The sequence below is a fragment of the Yersinia frederiksenii ATCC 33641 genome (assembly GCF_000754805.1).
In the GTDB taxonomy this organism is placed as follows: Bacteria; Pseudomonadota; Gammaproteobacteria; order Enterobacterales; family Enterobacteriaceae; genus Yersinia; species Yersinia frederiksenii.
On sequence record NZ_KN150731.1, the window covers coordinates 4,253,162 to 4,271,429 of the forward strand.

An 18,268-nucleotide genomic window follows, 5' to 3' on the forward strand; every position below is an offset into this window, starting at 1 on the left:
GCCCAATAGAGGGGTAAACACCGTGACAGATAAAATAAGCACCACTGGTTTTACGCGGTTACGAATAGGGCTTTGTCTGCTGTCGTTGGGCGTTATTATGCCATTACAGGCAGCTATCATTGAGATTGGTAGTGGTAGCCAACAATGGGCAGGCCCAGCCATTAATCAGAATATTTCCACCAGTTTTGGTGACTACTATATGACGCTCAATCCAAATTATGGTCTTGTTGCCATCACGGGGGCGGGAATTCCTGAAACCTTGGGTTGCGTTAAAAACACCGCCCTAAGTGATGTTGGTGGAATTCAAGGGTATAAGATTGCTCAAGGTATTTTTTTGGTACCGCAGGCATCTTTCACTATGATTTATCAGTTAAGTGCTGGCTTATCAGAAACCATGAGCGGAACTTTTAGCAATTCGGGAGTCCAGGGGATAGTCTCTGGATCTGGAAATGCTGCTGCAACGCCTGTAAATTCTGCCTGGTGTTTATCACCCCGGGCGATCTCGACGCCCTCTTTTTTCGAGGAAGATAGCGTCCGCAGTGGATCAATAACGGGCGAGTGGGTCATTATCACCGATGGGACCCAGCAAGATGGAGTATTCCCCATTCCTGAGATGTATTTTAGTAGCAGTGCATTAGTGAGTGCTACGAAGGCAAGTATTCTTACTGGCTATCAGGTTAAAGTTTCCACACGGCAATGCTCGATCAATATTAACAAATCGATCAATTTTGGCGAAGTAGAACATAATTCGACTTTTGGGGCTGAATTAGAACTAGTGAAGGATAGTCTGGTGGTGGGATGCACCCAAAATAGCGCTAATCCTGCCGCTAATATTAATATAAAATTTCAGGCTAATTCAGGGCTTTATGGCAGTGAAACTACCCGTTTGTCTCTCACTGAGGGAGGGGGTTATATCACAGGTGAAATAACGGGAGTTACAGGAACTGGAACATGTAATCTCACACAAGGTCTGAAGTTTAATGGTGAACCAATGAGATTAGGTTCAATTAATGCGGGTGAATCTAGCGAAGTTTTCTCAAATGAACTCACCTGGCGACTATGTTCCGGTGGCGACACATTACCTGTTGGTAACGTTACCGCCTCGGCAACTGTCGATGTTATTTTTAACTGATAGTCGAATAAGTCTAGTGAACATATATTATTATATTTAATCTACAGTATATAAAAATATTCTAATTTATAGATAAATAAACAAGTAACTGGAGTGGTGGCATGTTGGGATCAGCATGTCGTGTCGTATTCTTGCATGAAAATCCTTCATTAAGGCTAAGAAGTTATTCTCATCGAGACAGTCAGTGACATATTCATTAGAAATTTGAGTATGGAATACCTTAGGTTTAGACGACCTGTATCATTGAATCGGCCTAAAAAACCATTTAGGCCACTCAATTATTATAGAGATAATAGGCGAAATGAAGAGATTTCGAGCTTTAAAATAACAGTAATACAGTCGGATTTCACACTTGAGAAATCTTAATTTAATCAATTAAAACAAAAGGTTAACTCTTAATTTAATTTGATTAAGACTGTGTTTCTTTCTTTTGAAAACAATAAGTATTAAATTTATATCACGTTTTAGATATCGGGAAATTGAGGCACTAACAATGAGCGAAATTATTATGGATAGGAAAGTAAGACGACGTCTTTTATGTAAAGATGTTAACGCTGGCACCAGAGGTAAACTGGTTTTAGGTATTGTACTTGTTTTTATTGGTGCAATGGGGATGCTATTTGCAATTACTCAATAGTTTAGTCAAAAGCCCTGAGTTGGCAAAATTTCATCAATATTATTTATTTCATATTTTAAGATGGATGTAAGAGTGACATGTTATGACATCCATCTTTATTACTCCATCGATACACCTTATTTTCCTAAAAATAATATGCAGACCATGTTAATTAAAATGGTCAAATTTCCACTATCACTAAGCCATTCTTCCTGCTATGAACCTATCCCTGCAAATAACCTTCTTCAGTCTCTAAAGTTATTATCCAGAATCATAATGTTTTACTTAACCCTCTATGAAATGGATAAATGAGTTTTTAGTTTGGATTGTGGGATTTTAGCATTAAATGTAAATATTTATTTTTATTGTCAATCTCATCTATCACATATTAAAAAAAATTAAAATAGGCTATATCGTCTTTATAGTGCGACATAATGCCTCACTTCATGATGAATATTTAAACATGATATCATCATTACTTTAAAACAAAATGATTTATCATTAAAAATTGAAAATATTTTCAATATCATTAAATTCTTGTTTTATTTTTTTAATATGTGCTCTATGTTTTAATCGTGGATTGGCCGAGAGGTTTATCCATGCTGAAATCTTAAATTATATTATCTAAATTCTATTAAAGGATATTCCTATGAAAAAGATTAACGTAATTATGTTAGCTGCAACCTCAGTATTATCAGCATGTTCCTTTTATGTATCAGCCGCTACGGTTGATGTATCGAAATTGATGAAGGATACAAGTTACACACAAAATACGTCCATGACCTCAGACTTGATGTTGATTAAGCACGGCAGCCATGGTGGTGGTCATGGAGGGAATGGAAACGGAGGCAACGGTAACGGCGGTAACGGCAACGGCGGTAACGGCAACGGTGGCAATGGTGGTAATGGCGGTAATGGTAACGGTGGTAATGGCAACGGCGGCAATGGGGGGAACGGTGGCAATGGTGGTAGTGGTAATGGTGGTAACGGCAATGGGGGGAATGGTAGCGGTGGGAATGGTAACGCAGGCAACGGAAGTATGTAATAACGAATCCCCCCTTCTTGGGGGGATATCAATGACGCCTAGGGAATTAATAGCCATAGATGAAATATAAATACATTATTAAACAAGAGTTAAACAAAAGTTAATTTAATTTATATTTAATGTTGATCTAAGCAATTTTGTAATCTATGTTTCATTTTATATATATACGTGACTGATTAAAATGAAAATATTACAGGCACTACCTCAGCATAAGAAGCTAGCTATCATTACTTGGGCTAGGATTTTTGCAATATGTAGTCAACTTCTATTAAGTGTTATTTTATTTAAAGGAAAATCAAACTACATCTATTCATTTGTATTCCCTATTGCTATTATTTTATTTTTATTGTTACTCAGTATTGTTGTGACATTATACAGGATGAGGCTTCCTTCACCACTAGAAGAAAGAGAACTTGTTGCTCAGATTTGTATTGATTTACTTTTATTTACTCTCTGGGAGGAGTTTAATTTTCATGGTGAAATATTAAGTGTTTCATTTTACCTTCCAGGTGTAGCAATGGCCTTTGCTATTCTATCTAATAAAAACATTGCATTCATAGTGATTTACTCGGCTATTTTGTTTTATATTTCATCTAAGTTAACATTATTAAATCATCTCGAAATTACGCATAGACCTAAAAGCATAGAATACTATGCTCCGTGGGTGAGTTTTTTAATGTCCACATTTATTATTATTTTCTTTATAAAAAAGATGAATGACGTATCAATTGAATACAATAATGATTTAATTCGATCAAAAGAGTATCAAAAACAGTCTGATATAATATTTTCTTTTGGTCTGCAAGCTGCGTCTTCTGCCCACGATATATCAAAACCTATATCAACAGCGGTTCTGGCCTTAGAGGAAATTAAGCTATTTAAACCAGGGGAGCGATCGGGTAAAGAGTTTGATGAGTATTTAAATTTAGCCTTGGAACAAGCAAAAGAGTGTACGAAAAAATTAGCTAATATGTCATTTTCATTAGGATTTAATGAGTTTGAAAATGAAGAAGCTATCAACTTATGTTTATGGCTTGACGGCGTATTTGGTTCATTTAAACTTAAGTGTAATAAAAATATAATTTATAAATTACCCAACGCCTGCGTATATATAAAAAATGCTGGCATTCTTCATACTATTATTGTTAATTTACTTGAGAATGCTAATTCGGCTATTCCCAGTGACAATGGTTTCATTCAATGTGGTTGTAAGATAGAAAATGGTAATGCAATTATAAGCATAACTGATAATGGATGTGGTATACCAAATGATTTAATCAACCTCCTAGGAAAAAAACCGGTAAAAAGCACAACCTCTGGATATGGTATTGGCTTGATGTTAACCTTTTCTAATGCAGTCAGAATTGGTGCTAAAATAAAACTATACTCAGATTATACCGGAACAACAGCCACTATTAGGGTGAGATTGTTATGATGGAAAAGATCTTAATTTTGGATGATGATGATGTATTTACTAATACGCTATCAACGATTCTGCTTAGAAAAGGATTCTTTGTTAATATAGCAACCACTGGAGTGCAGGCCGTCAGAATGGCCGAATCTACTCAGCATATGTATATTGTGATAGATCTGCAGTTGAAAGATGACTCTGGGCTAGCATGGGTTTCTGCATTAAGACATCTTAACCCATTATCTAGAATTTTAATTCTGACAAATTACTCTAGCATCACTTCAGCCATCATTGCGTTAAAAAAGGGGGCTGATAATCTTCTGCAAAAGCCAGTGAGTGTGGATAACATCCTATTGAGTCTTCGTAATGAAATACCAACATTAAAAAATGATAAGGGTAGCCCATTTACCTACCCCTCACTAGAACAAATGGAATGGGAGTATATAAATAAAGTTGTGGATGATCATCTTGGTAATATTTCTGCTTCGGCAAGAGCGTTGAGTATGCATCGACGAACATTACAACGCAAACTTTTGAAAAAGAATATTCCTAAACCTTCATAGAAATGATTTATGCTAGAGAGGTATATTTCAATGTTTAGTTTACTGGTCGAAACTTACCATTTTTCTCAATAACTATTTCTGATAATTGCCTAATTTGTTCATAGGCAGCGGCATTCCCCTGTCTGAACAGGCCCATTTGTTCAGGTATGCCGAAGAACGTGACAAGGGGAAGTTAACCCCCTGAGCGCCTATACTCGACGGTTTTTGTATCATTGCGTTTTTAACAGCAAAAAACCGAGCTTAATGACCCGATCTGTTTATTTTTAATCCTACCTAAATGCCAGCCCCGCGAGCTCCTGAAGCTGAGCTCGTGGCGCGCCGCTGGAGAACTTGAAGTCTAACTGCTCCAGCGTTTTAACCGCTGGCAGTCCTGATAACCGTAAAAGCGTCTGCCGGCGACGTTCGTTACGGCTGTTCGTCTCCAGTTGCAGAAGCTGTTCCAAAAAGTCGCCGAATATGTCCCTGCATCCTCCAGTTTTTTTTGGGCGAGTGCGAGCCACTCACTGGCAATACGTTCAAGCTTGTAGTCGGCACAGAGCTCGCTAATACGTTGATGCTGAAGGCTCATAATCCCGCCTCCAACAGCGACTGATAGACAGACAGTGGATGTTGAAAACTCTCTCTTGGCATAACCCTTTGATTATCCGCGACGACGGGTACTGTCCTTCCTACTCGAGGAAGCAGTGCAGCCAACTCCTGTTGCAGCCGGTGTTCTGGCGGAACACCGGTCGTTCCATGCTTACGGGCGTTGGCCACGGTAATAAGCCACGGCCCGATGCGACTGTTGGCTGAGTCGACATCAAGTAGCAGCCCAGCCTGCTTAAACGTGGTTGCCAGAGGGACGACAAAGCTATGCTTCAAATAACGGTTGAATCGCTCAACTTTACCCTTGGTCTTTGCGCGATAAGGCCTGCACACCGGGGCGTAAAACCGTACTTCTCGGCGAGAGCCAGTAATAGCGGGTTCCACCGGTGGCGACCATCACCATAAACGTCACGTTCAAGAATATAGGGCTTAAACGGGTCCAGCTTCCCGGGTCGGGGAAAGCGTGCAGAATAACGAGCTTTAGCAGGCGAGTCCTGCATACGAATATAGCGGCGGATGGTCTGCCGTGAACAAGAAAGCTGTCGGACAATCCCTCGAATAGACACGCCCTGACGTAAAAGAGCTACAATCTCCACGCATAACTCCAATGTCAACATAGGCAGCTCCATAGCTGCCATTTTTACCCAAGGTGGGTCTGCTTTACATTGGCATGTGGGTCATTTTTACATCGGTACTAACAATACCTCTGTACCATTTCAATTGATTCCCTGCCGCCCACTTCTTGTGATAACCAATCTGATCGCGAAGTACTCGGCAAGCGGTGTCGTTGAGAGTGACGCGATTGCCTGACCAGATTTACTCTTATCCGGATGTATCCATGCAACCTTGAGCTGCAGGTCTGTAAAGGTCGGCTCGATGGAGTTATTAGTTGGCGGGGCGGGGAAGAAGCAATAAATTACCTCAGCACTGTTGTTAGCTTTATTATAGGAAATAAGACCATTCCATATGGCCTATATAGATAGAATTAGCTAGATTTAAGTTATATAGCGATTAGTAAAGGTAATAACAAATGTTTAAACACCGTTTGTCTGTAATCGCATTAGCGCTGATGGCTTGTCTATCGTTATCTTCAGCCCCTTCCATTGCCAACCCCGGCAATGGAAATGGTGGTGGACACGGAAACGGTAGTGGAAACCATGGTAATAGTGGGGGTAACGGACCCAGTAATAAGGCGAATAAAGCCAAAAAGGGTAGTGATCATTTAGTTTCAGTGAATCTAACCTATGACCGGGTGCGACCATTAGCTATTAATTACGGGTTGACTGGGTATCAGTCATTACCTCCGGGTATCGCTAAAAATCTGGCGCGGGGCAAGCCACTTCCTCCGGGTATTGCTAAGAAAGCCGTTCCTGCATCTTTACTGAGGCAGTTACCGTCTTACCCTGGATATGAGTGGCAAATCGTTGGTAATGACTTAGTACTTATTGCATTAAGTACAGCGATTGTTGCATCAGTCATAAATGGCGTATTTGATTAAATAGCCAAAGAAGAATACGCCTCGGCGATTTTAACCGCCCACGAGTTTAAGCCACGGGTCTTATAAGCCGGTGGCTTTTCTATTTGGAGTCACACCATGCCTCCAAACTTCTTGCGGCAGGTATAAAAGGTGGTGTCGGAGCATGCTGATGGCCTGTTGGCTGGAAGAATGCTTCTTGATGGAAGCATTACTAATATGGAGGTCTTTTAATCAATGGAGAGCGGGTCAGGTATCGAATTCTGCTTTTTTACTTCCTTATACACATCTTGACATTCGTTGCTCTATGCTCAGAGTATTTATTCCACTCTATCTGATGGTGATTATGAATAACTTGATGCAACAATTACAATCCATGCTTGGACAGGTAACGAAAAAGAACAACGAAGGTGGTTCTAGCCTGAGTAATATGTTAGTACCCGGTGCCTTAGGCGGTCTTGCAGGCTTACTGGTTGGGAGTAAATCATCACGTAAACTTTTGAGTAAATACGGTAGCAGTGCGTTACTTGTCGGTGGCGGCGCGGTACTGAGTACTGTGTTATGGAATAAATATAAAGATAGGATCCGTCAGAATCATCAGGATGAGCCACAGTATGGTCAGCAAGCTACACCTGTAGACCAGCGTGTGCAGAGATTGGTTATGGCATTAGTGTTTGCGGCCAAAAGTGACGGGCACATTGATGCGAAAGAACGACGTATTATTGAACAGAATATGCAGCAAGCTGGCATCGGTGAACAGGGCGAGCGTTTGGTGCAACAAGCGATTGATAGACCGTTAGATCCTCAATTACTGGCCAGTGAAATACAAAATGAAGAAGAAGCGCTAGAGCTCTATTTCCTCAGTTGTGCCGTTATTGATGTGGACCATTTTATGGAGCGTAGCTATCTTACCGCATTAGGTGATGCACTGAAAATTCCACAAGATGTACGTGATGGCATCGAACAAGATATTCAGCAGCAAAAGCAGAGCATTGCTGACTAATCATCTCATCTGATGGCCTTATCCTTAGGCCATCCGTTTTCCCCCCTCTTAACCCGTACTACGACAAAAACATCCTGAACTTAATATGTCTACGAGAGCGTCTGACGATTGTACTGGCAGACTTGTGGCATGGGTATACGTCGTTTCTCCTCAGAGGATATCGTAATCTTCCTGTGCTGCAGTTATCGTGCTGTAATAATGATGGACTCAGTCATCGGGAGGCTAAAAAAGGTTGGGCGGGATATATCAACACACCACGAGTGAAACTATTGCCTGATGAAATAAGGGTAAAATGGCATTAAGTCATCCGATGAAGAAAACGGCTTCACGAAGAGAGGTTGCCCAAATGGTAGTATTTTTGCTCTCTGATGATAGTAGTCTTATCACATGCGCTTTCTATCCGATTGATGGGGGAGATACAGCCCGCTAATAGCGATTGATAAGTCTTAGTGTGTCCGTACCACAGTGGATAATTTCTTTATGGATAAGCCTCTGTGCGGTGAGTTTTGCTGTTTTGTGAGCCATGACAACTATAAATATGATTATGTTTAACTTTTGTTTATATTTACAATGTAAATTATAACGTGCTGTGATAGTTGTCTTGGTGCATGGATTGCATTGGTACGGTTACAGGATTGGCTATCACAGCACCCCCATTTTAAACCTCGCCTCGGCGAGGTTTTTTTACTTCACAATGACCTTGCCTCTGATATTTACAAAACAAGCCATTGAGTTAATCGCTCAGGGGGCTGTTATTTCTCATTCAAGGGGGCCGTGTCAGATCAATGACTCCTGTACACGCCGATAGCTATTAATCTACACTTTTTGACTGCTACTGACTTTATTCCGCCCATCGGTATGCTTAAATATCTTGAGCAGATTTTATGGCGGTTTTTTGCCTCTTAATTTTCGACTGTATTTCGTCTTTCTGAATCAGTTGGATGGCAAAATAGAGATCAGGCACTAAAATAATCTCTTCGGTGTAATGTGACATACTATTTTTTCTCAGCCAGAGAGAAAGCTCTCTGCTACGGCCGGCAAGAATAAGTGTAACGCCTTTTTCCTTCAAAGTAGGAATCAGTTCTTTAAGCATTGTAAATACGCTGGCATCATTATATGTAAAGCTAGTTGTTGCATCGACCACCAGCCACTCAGGCGCAATAGGCGCATTATTAATTAGCTGGTTCACGCGCTTTTTAAAGTAGGCAGCATTAAAATAGGTCAATATAGAATTAAAGCGATACATTATTAAACCATCAATAGATTTTATACTATCCGTAGTATCAAGAGAGTGAATTACTCCTTGACTATCAACACCAAGTAACTGATCTGTGGGTTTGAATACTGTACGAAGGAATTGCAAGAGTCCAAGAATAATGGCAAACCCGATACCGTCGATCAATCCTACAACTAACACTGCTATTAAGGTGAATATCGTTAAAATATAGGCTGAACGATTGTGTGCTCGCATGGAGAAAATAGCCTTAAAACTAAACATTGACCATGCAGCATAAATAAGAACAGCCCCAAGTGTTCCCAATGGAATGAAACTAAGAGCCTGTGTCAGGAATAAAAGTACCAAAGCAATCATTAAGGCAGCAATCACTGAAACCATCTGAGACTTACCACCATTGGCGTCATTAACTGCCGTCCGACTTGTTGCCGCACTGACGGCAAATCCTTGTGATAATCCCGCAACTATATTGATATAGCCTAAAGCATATAACTCTTGATCAATATCGACCTCATAACCATTTTTATTGGCAAAACTTTGTACTGTCATCATAAAGCTAACAATACTGATCACGGCAAGGTTGAGTGATGGGACGATAAGCTCACGCAATAAGTTAGGGTCAAAATGCGGCATACTGATATGTGGAAACCCTTGGCCTAAGCTACCAATAATGGCTATTCCCATCGAGCTAAAGTCTAGGTACCAGCTTAATAGGGTGGCAATCGTCATCACAATAAGTGGTGTTGGCCATTTCGGTCGCAGTGCTTTTAGAATAAAGAGAACAAAGAGGCTGGTAACTGAAAGTATTAATGTTAATTTATGGGTGTCTGATAATCTTTCAGGTAAGGCAATCAGGCATTTAATCAAGTCTGATGGGAGTGAATTTAATCCTAATATATTGCCAAATTGCCCAATCATGATAGTAATGGCAACGCCATTCAAAAGCCCTTGTAAAATAGGCTGAGAAAGGAAGTCCGCAAAGATAGCGAGCCGAAAGCGAGCCGCAATAATGCACCAGAATCCGGTCATTATTGTCATGGCAATAGCCATTTGCCAGAGAGTATCTGGATCTCCAAGAGCAAGAGGTGCGACTGCTGCAGTAATGACGGCACAGGTCGCCGCATCTGGGCCAACAATTAATTGCCTTGATGTACCAAACAGTGCGTAAACAATCATGGGTAAAATGCAGGCATAAAGCCCGACAATAGCATTAATCCCCATTAATTCGGCGTAAGCAATGGCGACGGGTAATGCAACAGCCGCAACAGAAAGCCCCGAACGAACATCAGATTTTAAATTTGCTTTATTATAATGAATGAAAGTCGTGAGCCCAGGAATCCACCGAGTAGTCCATTTGGGTTGCATTAGGTTGGGCTCCTTAGTTTCGATATCATCAAAAATATCACTATAAGCTATTTCTTTCATAGTAGGAGTATCACATCGTGGCCTCTATCTCCGGATAACGTTATTGAGATTTATCGCCATATATTCCCGCAGAGAGAGCCGTAGCTATGAAGCAGAATTGTGTCGGGGTAAATAGTGTGGAATAGGGAGAATAATGCTAACAAAAAGCCGCCAAATGGCGGCTCACTAGCATCAATATAATTCTGTGCTTAAAAGCCCCACATAATCCAAGTAGGGCTTTAGTTTATTAGTTTTTCGCAGTCTGACCGGCTGTATTAGTGTTTTGGCCTTGGCTTACAGAGTAGGTGCCTTGGTAGCTGTCATGATCACCGATATTTGCCATTGAAACTGTTGGTGCCAAGATTGCTGCGATTAGGGCGAATGCTACGATAGTTGTTTTCATAATAAATTCTCTTCTGTTTGTTTATGTGAAAGCAGGTTACTTTCGATAGGAGAAATGTTACTCCGATCACATAATTTGAATATCGAAGAGAATTGCTGGTGTTAGTCAAAAAATATGAACGATCTTTATCTGCATACTCATACTGTGATAACGCCGTCTGATTAGGCCATTACACTGATACGTGGCAGAATATTAAAAAACCGTGACCGCTGTATCACCTGAGATGACAAACACCTAAATATGGATCGCTCCCGTTTACTGAAGTTCCTATTGCCTTATCTGTGGCCTAAAAATAACCGCAAACTACGCTATTACCTGATTGCTGCTGTCATATTTATGGTGGTTTCCAAGGTTAGTACGACACTGGTTCCGCTAGCCTATAGAGCCATGGTCGATACATTAAGCAGCGAAAGCGCCAAGATGATGGCTATTCCTCTTGGTTTCATCGTCGCTTATGGGGTAGCGAGAGTTAGTGCCGCTTTATTTGAAGAACTGCGTAACGTCATGTTTATACATATCAGCCAAAATGCGACTCGATTACTTGGCTTACGAGTATTTAAACAATTACATGAGCTCAGTTTACGCTTTCATCTTGATCGGCAAACGGGAGGGCTATCGTTATCTATCGAGCGTGGGACACAAGCAGTAGCGACGGTTCTTTCACGCATACTGTTCTCTATATTTCCCATTTTATTTGAGATAACACTGGTCTCTCTGATCATGTGGCATCTATTAGATGGTTGGTTTGCAGTAGCCATTTTGGTAACGGTGGCTTGTTATATCCTATTTACCGTGGTGGCGGTGAGTTGGCGAACTCGTTTTCGGCGAGAGCTAAATCAAGCCAATGCAGATGCCAACACGAAATCCATCGACAGTCTGATAAATTATGAAACGGTAAAATATTTTGGTAATGAAGAGTTTGAAGCTGAGCGTTTCAATACCTCGCGTCAACTCTATGAATATGCCGCGATAAAGAATCAGTTCAGCTTTACTGCATTAAGCCTCGGGCAAACAGCCATTATCTCAATAGGGTTGGTTGTGATGATGTCTATGGCGGCGCAAGGTATTACGCAGGGCCACATGACCATTGGTGATTTCGTGCTGGTTAATGCCTATCTTCTCCAGTTATATCAGCCGCTCAATTTCTTTGGGTTTATTTACTCCGAAATCAGGCAGGCGCTAATTGATATGGAGAATATGCTCGATTTATTGATGGTTAAGAAAGAAATTACAGATCGTCCTGATGCATCGGATTTACATCTCACAAAAGGTGAAGTGTGTTTTGACTCAGTGAGCTTCGGTTATGATCCACGCAGGCCTATTTTGAATAAAGTGAGTTTTACTATTCCCGCAGGTAAAACTGTGGCGGTTGTCGGTGCATCAGGTGCAGGTAAATCGACACTGTCTCGCTTACTGTTTCGTTTTTATGATGTAACCGATGGCGCGATTTATATTGATGGTCAAGATATTCGTAATGTAACTCAAGCGAGTCTGCGCGAAGCTATTGGTATTGTCCCTCAGGATACCGTGCTATTTAACGACACGCTGCGCTATAACATTGCTTACGGCAGAACCTCTTCAAGTTTTGAAGAGATTGAACGTGCAGCAAAACTCGCACATATTCATGATTTTATCATTAGTTTGCCAGATGGTTATGATACTCGGGTCGGGGAACGCGGGCTTAAATTATCCGGTGGAGAGAAGCAACGGGTAGCGATCGCGCGTACCATCCTTAAAAATCCAGCCATTTTAGTTTTTGATGAAGCGACGAGCGCATTGGATACCCATACTGAACGCGAAATTCAGGCCCACCTGCGGGAAGTCAGTCGTGATCACACCACACTGGTTATTGCTCACCGTTTATCAACCATCATTGATGCCGATGAGATTATTGTGATGGAAGCCGGCGAGATCGTGGAGCGTGGGCGGCATGAGGCATTATTGCTTAAGAATGGGCGATACTCAGCCATGTGGCAAAATCAGTACCATGAAGAGGAACAACTCGCTTTGTAACGCACTGTTGCATTATGAGTATTTAGGGCGGTTTGGCTCTTCCGCCCTAAGCTCCGGTAAAGTGAGTGTAAGCAAATACTGCCAGGGCTATGGCAATCATTATCATCGTTGTTTTTCGCATCTCAGTTTTACTCTCTTTCTAGATTGTCAGTGTTATGTAGTTGCCTAAGAAGATAACGGAAAATCAGCGAAAAAACAGCGTGCAACTGCAAAATACCTCGGTGCTGTCTAAATCTAATGAAATTAATGACTGCGCTAGCACGGGTGTCTTCTATGACAGACTTTCCTTGGAAGTTGACTTGCGTCTCGTTTTCATAATAATTATTTGTGCTAATGTAGAGGGCGTGCTAGGCCGCATGAGGGGGTTAAAATGTCAGCACTTGAGAAGCTTGTTTCTGCCTATTGCCATACCAGCCTGGACTTTGTGGCATCCACGGTTGCGTTTATGGAAAACCAAAAAAAGAAGATCAATATTGATGAGATTGAAGCCAAATTTTCACCAGAGGAACGCGATTTCTTTCGGGAAAGATTAGCTCACTATAGGGATATTTATCGGCCACTGTAATGTAGCAACCAATACATCAATATTGCGTTATGCTAAGTAAGCCGCCAGAGAGCGGCTTACTCTATGTTTATATATCTATTACAAAAAAAGTGAGTATTTTCAGGGTTTCTTGGTCGCAACAATGACACTTGATGCTTTAAATAACGCCGTGACCTCACTTCCTACAGATAATGCCATCTCTTCCAAACTTTCATTCGTAATCACTGAAATAAGCATTAATCCATTAACGGTAACGACATGAATGGTAGAGTTTACGGCGCCTTGGGTGACGGTTTGGACTTTACCGGTAAATTGGTTACGGGCTGAGAAATGTAAACCGCAATCCACTGAGGCTAAAATAACCCAAGGCGCTTTGATGAGAGCGACCGCCGGTTTACCTACTGCCAACCCCAATGCTTTGCAGCTGGTTTTGGTAATAACAGTCGTTAGCTTTTCACCCCCCTCTAAAGTCAGGACGACTTCATCATTGACTGAACCTTCAATAATGGAATGGACTGTTCCAGCTAACTGATTTCGTGCAGAGATAGACATCGGATGCCCTCATGATCAGGTCAGATTGAAGTTGAGCCAGTTAAAGCTCTTACTCGACACCTCATTTGAGCAAATACACCTGTAGGAGTACAGATGTGACTCACATCAAGCGTATAAAAAATGTACATGTGCTGATGGTCACAATATTCCCCCTATTTCTTACCAAACTCGCGAGTCACTTGCTCATAAAACGGTCAATTCAACTAAGATTAAAGAAGGCAATGCACTGACTGTGGGGCCTGTTATGTACCATAAAATAGATGGAAGTGAATACCGCCGTATCTTTATTGTCGGTGACATTCATGGCTGTTATAAAAAATTGATGGATGCGCTGGATCGTGTCCAATTTGAGCGTGAGACCGATTTAGTGGTTTCTGTGGGGGATCTTGCTGATCGCGGTTCACAAAATCTTGAATGTTATGAGCTACTTAATGCGTCTTGGTTTCGTGCGGTTCGTGGCAATCACGAACAAATGGCCATTGATGTGCTGGCCGGAGGGGCGTTTGATACTTGGATAGCCAATGGCGGACGGTGGTTTTTCTCTCTGCAGGAGAGCAAGAAACATCAGGCAGAGCAGTTGATTAAACTGGCGGAGAAGCTGCCATTAGTGATTGAAATTAATACTGATAATGGCAAATATGTTATCGCCCACGCTGATTATCCTTCTGATGAATATGTTTATGGCAAACCTGTTAGTGAACAGTTGGTGGTGTGGAATCGTAAGCGTCTGAATGCGGCTATGAAGGGGGAAAGTAATGAGATTGCCGGGGCTGATAAGTTTATTTTCGGTCATACACCCTTAGTAAAACCGTCGTTATTTAAAAATCAGCTTTATATCGATACCGGCGCAGTATTTGGTAACACACTGACTTTGATTCAAATTCAGTAGGTAGATATGTCGTTGTCGTTTGCTCGCCTTATTTCTGCAATACAAATGCCTGGTTAGCTGAATACACTCGTATTATTGACATTAAATCACAAAGAGGATGCCACCACGTTATTTTCCCCGCAGCGGGCATCGACTTGCTGAAGTTGCCAGAGTTCATGGGGCTACGGTATTTAATGCTTGATACCCCCCACACTGAATGGAGGTGGGTTGTATCAATCAAAATGAGATAAAGCGTGATGTATATTTATTGAGTAGCAAAATTCGTGATAGCAATACTGATGCGGCAAATACCGATAGCAGTAGGGTGAACCTCAGCGTGACATCCGATAAGTTATATGCGCTGGAGATAAAATAGAAAATACCATCATGCAGAATATAAACCCCGATCATTGATGGGCTAATATAGGCTAACGTTTTTTTTATCCATTCGTGTTTAGTATTAAAGTTATCAAATATAACAAATAAACATAAACTTAGGATTAAAACGTGTAAATTATCGAGAAAATAGCCAGCATTCACTGTTTTATACACATAAATCGACATAAAACTTTCATAGTAATACATGGAAATGGCTGTCGGGATCAGAAGTACTTTGGCGGTAAGAACAACTCTTGGCAATTTTGTTATTTTTTGGCAAATCTTAGAGCACAGGAATCTGCCTGCTATATAATAGAAAATCCAAGTCCATAATCTAAAATATTGAGGAAAATCAATAAGATATGGTTTTTTACTAAATGCGCTAATTAAGTCGATAGAAATAGAAAATATAACCAAGCAGGAGAGGGTCATTATTGCCGTTCTATTACTTTTTAACACTTTAGAGATTATTGGGTTAATGAGATAAATAATGGCAATGCTAAATAACAGCCAACTCTGTAAGAAATATCCACGTTTGAAACCATCTTCATTGATAAAGTAGAAAAGTACGTTCCAGAAGATAATGATGCTTATTATCGATTTGAGCTTTCTTAGTATATCTTGTTGATCTATTTCATCATTTGAGTCGATATAACCAATAATCATGAAGAATAGTGGAGTCGCGATGATCGATAAAAAGTATAAAACACTCATCACTTCGCCACCTAAAAAACACTGTTCAGTGCAAGTTTTACTGGCTGAGTAAAAGGTAACTGCAGAAAAACAGCTTAACGTTTTGAGTGCATGTAAACCAACATTTCTCATAAAGTAGTCTGACTTAGAAAAAGGTTAGATGAGATATACAGCTTGATAGGGCATAGGCTTAGCATCTGAATCTTCCTATTTAGACTACTAATTTTTCTATATTTTTACATATAATCCCAATACTGTCACGTTTGAGACACTTAATTATAAATAAAGTATCAGGAAATATTTCTGACAGAAAAAGACGTTTCCTACACTCCTCGGTGTTGACATCCTATATATCTTCCCTTCCCGCTATGGTCTACTAAAATCAGGGTATATATAGTCTATCTTTCTAATTTTTAATGATATTTCATTTAATCACATGTAGACGTGAGTTAACAATTCATAGGGTGCTGAAGCACAAACGGGTGTGGCCAATATGATAAGTTGTATGATAGTTGATAATGATAAATATCAAACGTTGGGTATGGTATCTATCGTAAAAAAGATATTTGCATCGTTAGGGTTTAAAAAAGAGATTAAATTCTATCGGAAAGCATATTATTCAGCAGATGTGATCTTTATTGGTGTAGACGAATTCAGTTTTTTTGAAGCATTAAAACGTCTGGATAAGGCTCCTTCAGCAGCAGATGTTTTTTTGATCTGTGATGCCAGATTGAATAGCTTTTTACAGGGTATTCCACGCTTCAGTAATGTGACCATGATCTTTAGAGAAGACTCTGTTGAGGCTGCAACGAATAAGATAACTGCGGTGCTTAAACGCAAGCTACGTGGCATTAAAGATAATTTAACTGAGCATAAAGTCACTAAGGTGTTGAGTCTACCCTCCTCGGATCGACAGTATTTAACACCAAATGAAAATATTGTCTTGAAGTTGTTTAATGAGGGTTTTTCCGGCGGAGATATCGCCAGAATTTTGAAGAAGAGTGAAAAAACAGTCAGTGGGCAAAAACGGTCTGCTATGAAAAAACTGGGTGCCCGTACCGACGTTGAGTTAATTAAAATGTTTATGTTCAAATAGTTAATATAAGAACGGACTGCATTTTTGGTTAGTTTTATCGTCAACACCAGAGAATACCAAAGGGATTTTCTAGTGCTAGCGGGCAGGGATGCCAGCATCAATTTCCCGGGGGGAGGGACCCGGGCAGCCCCTGTTTTATGTCATTTGGGGCTGTTGATGGGGAGTATTTTGGCACCACTTCAGTAAAAAGGTATTTGTATTAAATACTCTTCAACTTCGCTACTGTGCTGTCGATATCAACTTCATGTTCAGAAAATGTGTAAGTTACATTTTGGAATGTAGTGATCGACAACATTTTCAATGGAACGGTCTTCTCTGAAATATCTTCTTCTTGTGGCCTAATTTTATTCATCAGTAAATTTACTGAGAGGATAGTATTCGCTTTATCAACCTCGGCCTGTGCGGGTACTTCTTTGACAAAAGTATTGAATGACTTGATGCTGGTGAGTTTGATTCTCTCATTGGCAATGAATATATATTTGCTCTCAATGGCCACTTTCACCGCATATGCAGACAATCCTTTCGTATTGGTTGTCGGTTCGAAAGTGACTTCCGCACCTTTTTTGATCATCTCGGGATTAGCAACTTTAATAACGTGAAAATAACGGTTATCTCCATTCTCATCGGTGATAAACCCAAAACCTTTATCTTCAAAAAAAGTTGTTATTCTACCGTTCATCATGCATCTCGTATTAGTGTATCCAATGGATAAGTATAATACAGGTGAATCGCTTTCAGATACAGTCTGGCGGTTTTGTGACGTGTTTTAGCCCTAGTCAAGGTGAGTTGTAAAAGATAGAAACATGGATTTCTGTGCTATAAATTGAGCAGAAAAGCCGACATTTTCACTTTTTGTCTGTTTTTTGTGATCTCTGCCGTGGACAAAAAACGCTTCTATTGCTGTACTGTATTTGACACACATTTTGTGTCCAACAATCACGTAAAGGTAAGTTTGATGTCTAAGATTAAAGGTAGCGTTAAGTGGTTCAATGAAGCTAAAGGTTTTGGTTTCATCACCCCAGAAGATGGTAGTAAGGACGTTTTCGTTCATTTCTCAGCCATCGCTAGCAACGGTTTCAAAACTCTTGCTGAAGGCCAGCGTGTAGAATTTGAAATCACGACTGGTGCTAAAGGGCCATCTGCTGCTAATGTTATCGCTATCTAAGTAGCCCATATCTCTTAAAACCCGCCTCGATAGGCGGGTTTTTTATTTATCGCATTGAATTAGCACAGAAGCATATTTACTAAAAGAGA

Annotated in this window: 18 protein-coding genes and 2 pseudogenes; 13 read left to right on the plus strand and 7 right to left on the minus strand. The window is 40.5% G+C overall.

Features of this window, described 5'->3' with window-relative positions:
• Window positions 1–22: 22 nt before the first annotated feature.
• The 5 genes from DJ58_RS03175 to DJ58_RS03160 all read left to right on the plus strand — a co-directional run bounded on the left by DJ58_RS03175 (window position 23) and on the right by DJ58_RS03160 (window position 4,767).
• On the plus strand, window positions 23–1,132 hold the full coding sequence (locus DJ58_RS03175; protein WP_138070083.1) for an adhesin: 1,110 nt from the start codon (window positions 23–25) through the stop codon (window positions 1,130–1,132).
• A gap of 493 nt (window positions 1,133–1,625) precedes the next feature.
• Window positions 1,626–1,769 (plus strand): hypothetical protein, encoded by a 144-nt coding sequence (locus DJ58_RS23545; protein ID WP_153802881.1) that lies wholly within the window; start codon window positions 1,626–1,628, stop codon window positions 1,767–1,769.
• Window positions 1,770–2,397: 628 nt separating this feature from the next.
• Window positions 2,398–2,793: a hypothetical protein gene (locus tag DJ58_RS23755; protein ID WP_050413921.1), complete on the plus strand. Its 396-nt coding sequence runs from the start codon at window positions 2,398–2,400 to the stop codon at window positions 2,791–2,793.
• 181 nt (window positions 2,794–2,974) lie between these two features.
• Complete coding sequence (locus DJ58_RS03165) at window positions 2,975–4,228, plus strand: sensor histidine kinase (protein WP_004712205.1); 1,254 nt, start codon at window positions 2,975–2,977, stop codon at window positions 4,226–4,228.
• On the plus strand, window positions 4,225–4,767 hold the full coding sequence (locus DJ58_RS03160) for a response regulator transcription factor (protein ID WP_032911907.1): 543 nt from the start codon (window positions 4,225–4,227) through the stop codon (window positions 4,765–4,767). Before DJ58_RS03165 ends, DJ58_RS03160 begins: the two co-directional genes overlap by 4 nt.
• Window positions 4,768–5,036: 269 nt before the next feature.
• Here the strand turns inward: DJ58_RS03160 and DJ58_RS0121995 are convergent, their stop codons facing one another.
• From DJ58_RS0121995 to DJ58_RS23945, 3 genes and pseudogenes are all read right to left on the minus strand, one after another.
• Window positions 5,037–5,267: an ATP-binding protein gene (locus DJ58_RS0121995; protein WP_370447126.1), complete on the minus strand. Its 231-nt coding sequence runs from the start codon at window positions 5,265–5,267 to the stop codon at window positions 5,037–5,039.
• A 64-nt stretch (window positions 5,268–5,331) separates the two neighbouring features.
• Window positions 5,332–5,969, minus strand: a pseudogene (locus tag DJ58_RS23235) (helix-turn-helix domain-containing protein).
• A gap of 118 nt (window positions 5,970–6,087) precedes the next feature.
• Window positions 6,088–6,212 (minus strand): annotated as a pseudogene (locus DJ58_RS23945) (integrase); the annotation flags it as partial.
• A 170-nt stretch (window positions 6,213–6,382) separates the two neighbouring features.
• Here DJ58_RS23945 and DJ58_RS03155 point away from each other — a divergent pair.
• From DJ58_RS03155 to DJ58_RS23950, 3 genes are all read left to right on the plus strand, one after another.
• Window positions 6,383–6,850 carry an anti-virulence regulator CigR family protein gene (locus DJ58_RS03155; protein ID WP_032911909.1) on the plus strand — a complete coding sequence of 156 codons (468 nt, stop codon included), beginning with the start codon at window positions 6,383–6,385 and terminating at the stop codon, window positions 6,848–6,850.
• Window positions 6,851–7,172: 322 nt separating this feature from the next.
• Window positions 7,173–7,829, plus strand: coding sequence for a tellurite resistance TerB family protein (locus DJ58_RS03150; RefSeq protein ID WP_032911920.1), 657 nt, complete (start codon window positions 7,173–7,175; stop codon window positions 7,827–7,829).
• 346 nt (window positions 7,830–8,175) lie between these two features.
• Complete coding sequence (locus DJ58_RS23950) at window positions 8,176–8,259, plus strand: hypothetical protein (protein WP_244263167.1); 84 nt, start codon at window positions 8,176–8,178, stop codon at window positions 8,257–8,259.
• A gap of 432 nt (window positions 8,260–8,691) precedes the next feature.
• Here the strand turns inward: DJ58_RS23950 and DJ58_RS03145 are convergent, their stop codons facing one another.
• Window positions 8,692–10,428: a SulP family inorganic anion transporter gene (locus tag DJ58_RS03145; RefSeq protein WP_032911922.1), complete on the minus strand. Its 1,737-nt coding sequence runs from the start codon at window positions 10,426–10,428 to the stop codon at window positions 8,692–8,694.
• Between the two features lie 682 nt (window positions 10,429–11,110).
• Between DJ58_RS03145 and DJ58_RS03140 the strand changes: the two genes are divergently transcribed.
• Entirely contained in the window at window positions 11,111–12,883 is a 1,773-nt protein-coding gene (locus tag DJ58_RS03140) for an ABCB family ABC transporter ATP-binding protein/permease (protein WP_004712222.1), read from the plus strand.
• Window positions 12,884–13,253: 370 nt separating this feature from the next.
• Window positions 13,254–13,448 (plus strand): glycogen synthase, encoded by a 195-nt coding sequence (locus DJ58_RS03135; RefSeq protein WP_004712223.1) that lies wholly within the window; start codon window positions 13,254–13,256, stop codon window positions 13,446–13,448.
• A gap of 99 nt (window positions 13,449–13,547) precedes the next feature.
• On the opposite strand, the gene DJ58_RS03130 is transcribed toward DJ58_RS03135, so the two are convergent.
• Window positions 13,548–13,979 carry a TOBE domain-containing protein gene (locus DJ58_RS03130; RefSeq protein WP_004712226.1) on the minus strand — a complete coding sequence of 144 codons (432 nt, stop codon included), beginning with the start codon at window positions 13,977–13,979 and terminating at the stop codon, window positions 13,548–13,550.
• A 244-nt stretch (window positions 13,980–14,223) separates the two neighbouring features.
• Here DJ58_RS03130 and DJ58_RS03125 point away from each other — a divergent pair, with 244 nt between their 5' ends.
• Entirely contained in the window at window positions 14,224–14,868 is a 645-nt protein-coding gene (locus DJ58_RS03125) for a metallophosphoesterase (RefSeq protein ID WP_004712228.1), read from the plus strand.
• Window positions 14,869–15,084: 216 nt separating this feature from the next.
• On the opposite strand, the gene DJ58_RS03120 is transcribed toward DJ58_RS03125, so the two are convergent.
• Window positions 15,085–16,050, minus strand: coding sequence for an acyltransferase family protein (locus DJ58_RS03120; protein ID WP_004712230.1), 966 nt, complete (start codon window positions 16,048–16,050; stop codon window positions 15,085–15,087).
• 373 nt (window positions 16,051–16,423) lie between these two features.
• On the opposite strand from DJ58_RS03120, the gene DJ58_RS03115 reads away from it, so the two are divergent.
• Window positions 16,424–17,014, plus strand: coding sequence for a helix-turn-helix transcriptional regulator (locus DJ58_RS03115; RefSeq protein WP_004712233.1), 591 nt, complete (start codon window positions 16,424–16,426; stop codon window positions 17,012–17,014).
• Between the two features lie 199 nt (window positions 17,015–17,213).
• Here DJ58_RS03115 and DJ58_RS03110 read toward each other — a convergent pair whose 3' ends face one another.
• Entirely contained in the window at window positions 17,214–17,693 is a 480-nt protein-coding gene (locus DJ58_RS03110) for a cold shock domain-containing protein (RefSeq protein ID WP_032911924.1), read from the minus strand.
• A gap of 276 nt (window positions 17,694–17,969) precedes the next feature.
• On the opposite strand from DJ58_RS03110, the gene cspE reads away from it, so the two are divergent.
• Window positions 17,970–18,179, plus strand: coding sequence for a transcription antiterminator/RNA stability regulator CspE (gene cspE / locus DJ58_RS03105; protein WP_004712236.1), 210 nt, complete (start codon window positions 17,970–17,972; stop codon window positions 18,177–18,179).
• Window positions 18,180–18,268: the final 89 nt, after the last annotated feature.

Coding starts and splice junctions, on each gene's coding strand:
- DJ58_RS03120 (WP_004712230.1), bottom strand. CDS start 16,050: ATGAGAAATGTTGGTTTACATGCACTCAAAACGTTAAGCTGTTTTTCT.
- DJ58_RS03125 (WP_004712228.1), top strand. CDS start 14,224: ATGTACCATAAAATAGATGGAAGTGAATACCGCCGTATCTTTATTGTC.
- DJ58_RS03130 (WP_004712226.1), bottom strand. CDS start 13,979: ATGTCTATCTCTGCACGAAATCAGTTAGCTGGAACAGTCCATTCCATT.
- DJ58_RS03115 (WP_004712233.1), top strand. CDS start 16,424: ATGATAGTTGATAATGATAAATATCAAACGTTGGGTATGGTATCTATC.
- DJ58_RS03150 (WP_032911920.1), top strand. CDS start 7,173: ATGAATAACTTGATGCAACAATTACAATCCATGCTTGGACAGGTAACG.
- DJ58_RS03140 (WP_004712222.1), top strand. CDS start 11,111: ATGGATCGCTCCCGTTTACTGAAGTTCCTATTGCCTTATCTGTGGCCT.
- cspE (WP_004712236.1), top strand. CDS start 17,970: ATGTCTAAGATTAAAGGTAGCGTTAAGTGGTTCAATGAAGCTAAAGGT.
- DJ58_RS03160 (WP_032911907.1), top strand. CDS start 4,225: ATGATGGAAAAGATCTTAATTTTGGATGATGATGATGTATTTACTAAT.
- DJ58_RS03165 (WP_004712205.1), top strand. CDS start 2,975: ATGAAAATATTACAGGCACTACCTCAGCATAAGAAGCTAGCTATCATT.
- DJ58_RS03145 (WP_032911922.1), bottom strand. CDS start 10,428: ATGCAACCCAAATGGACTACTCGGTGGATTCCTGGGCTCACGACTTTC.
- DJ58_RS23950 (WP_244263167.1), top strand. CDS start 8,176: ATGGTAGTATTTTTGCTCTCTGATGATAGTAGTCTTATCACATGCGCT.
- DJ58_RS03110 (WP_032911924.1), bottom strand. CDS start 17,693: ATGAACGGTAGAATAACAACTTTTTTTGAAGATAAAGGTTTTGGGTTT.
- DJ58_RS23755 (WP_050413921.1), top strand. CDS start 2,398: ATGAAAAAGATTAACGTAATTATGTTAGCTGCAACCTCAGTATTATCA.
- DJ58_RS03135 (WP_004712223.1), top strand. CDS start 13,254: ATGTCAGCACTTGAGAAGCTTGTTTCTGCCTATTGCCATACCAGCCTG.
- DJ58_RS23545 (WP_153802881.1), top strand. CDS start 1,626: ATGAGCGAAATTATTATGGATAGGAAAGTAAGACGACGTCTTTTATGT.
- DJ58_RS03155 (WP_032911909.1), top strand. CDS start 6,383: ATGTTTAAACACCGTTTGTCTGTAATCGCATTAGCGCTGATGGCTTGT.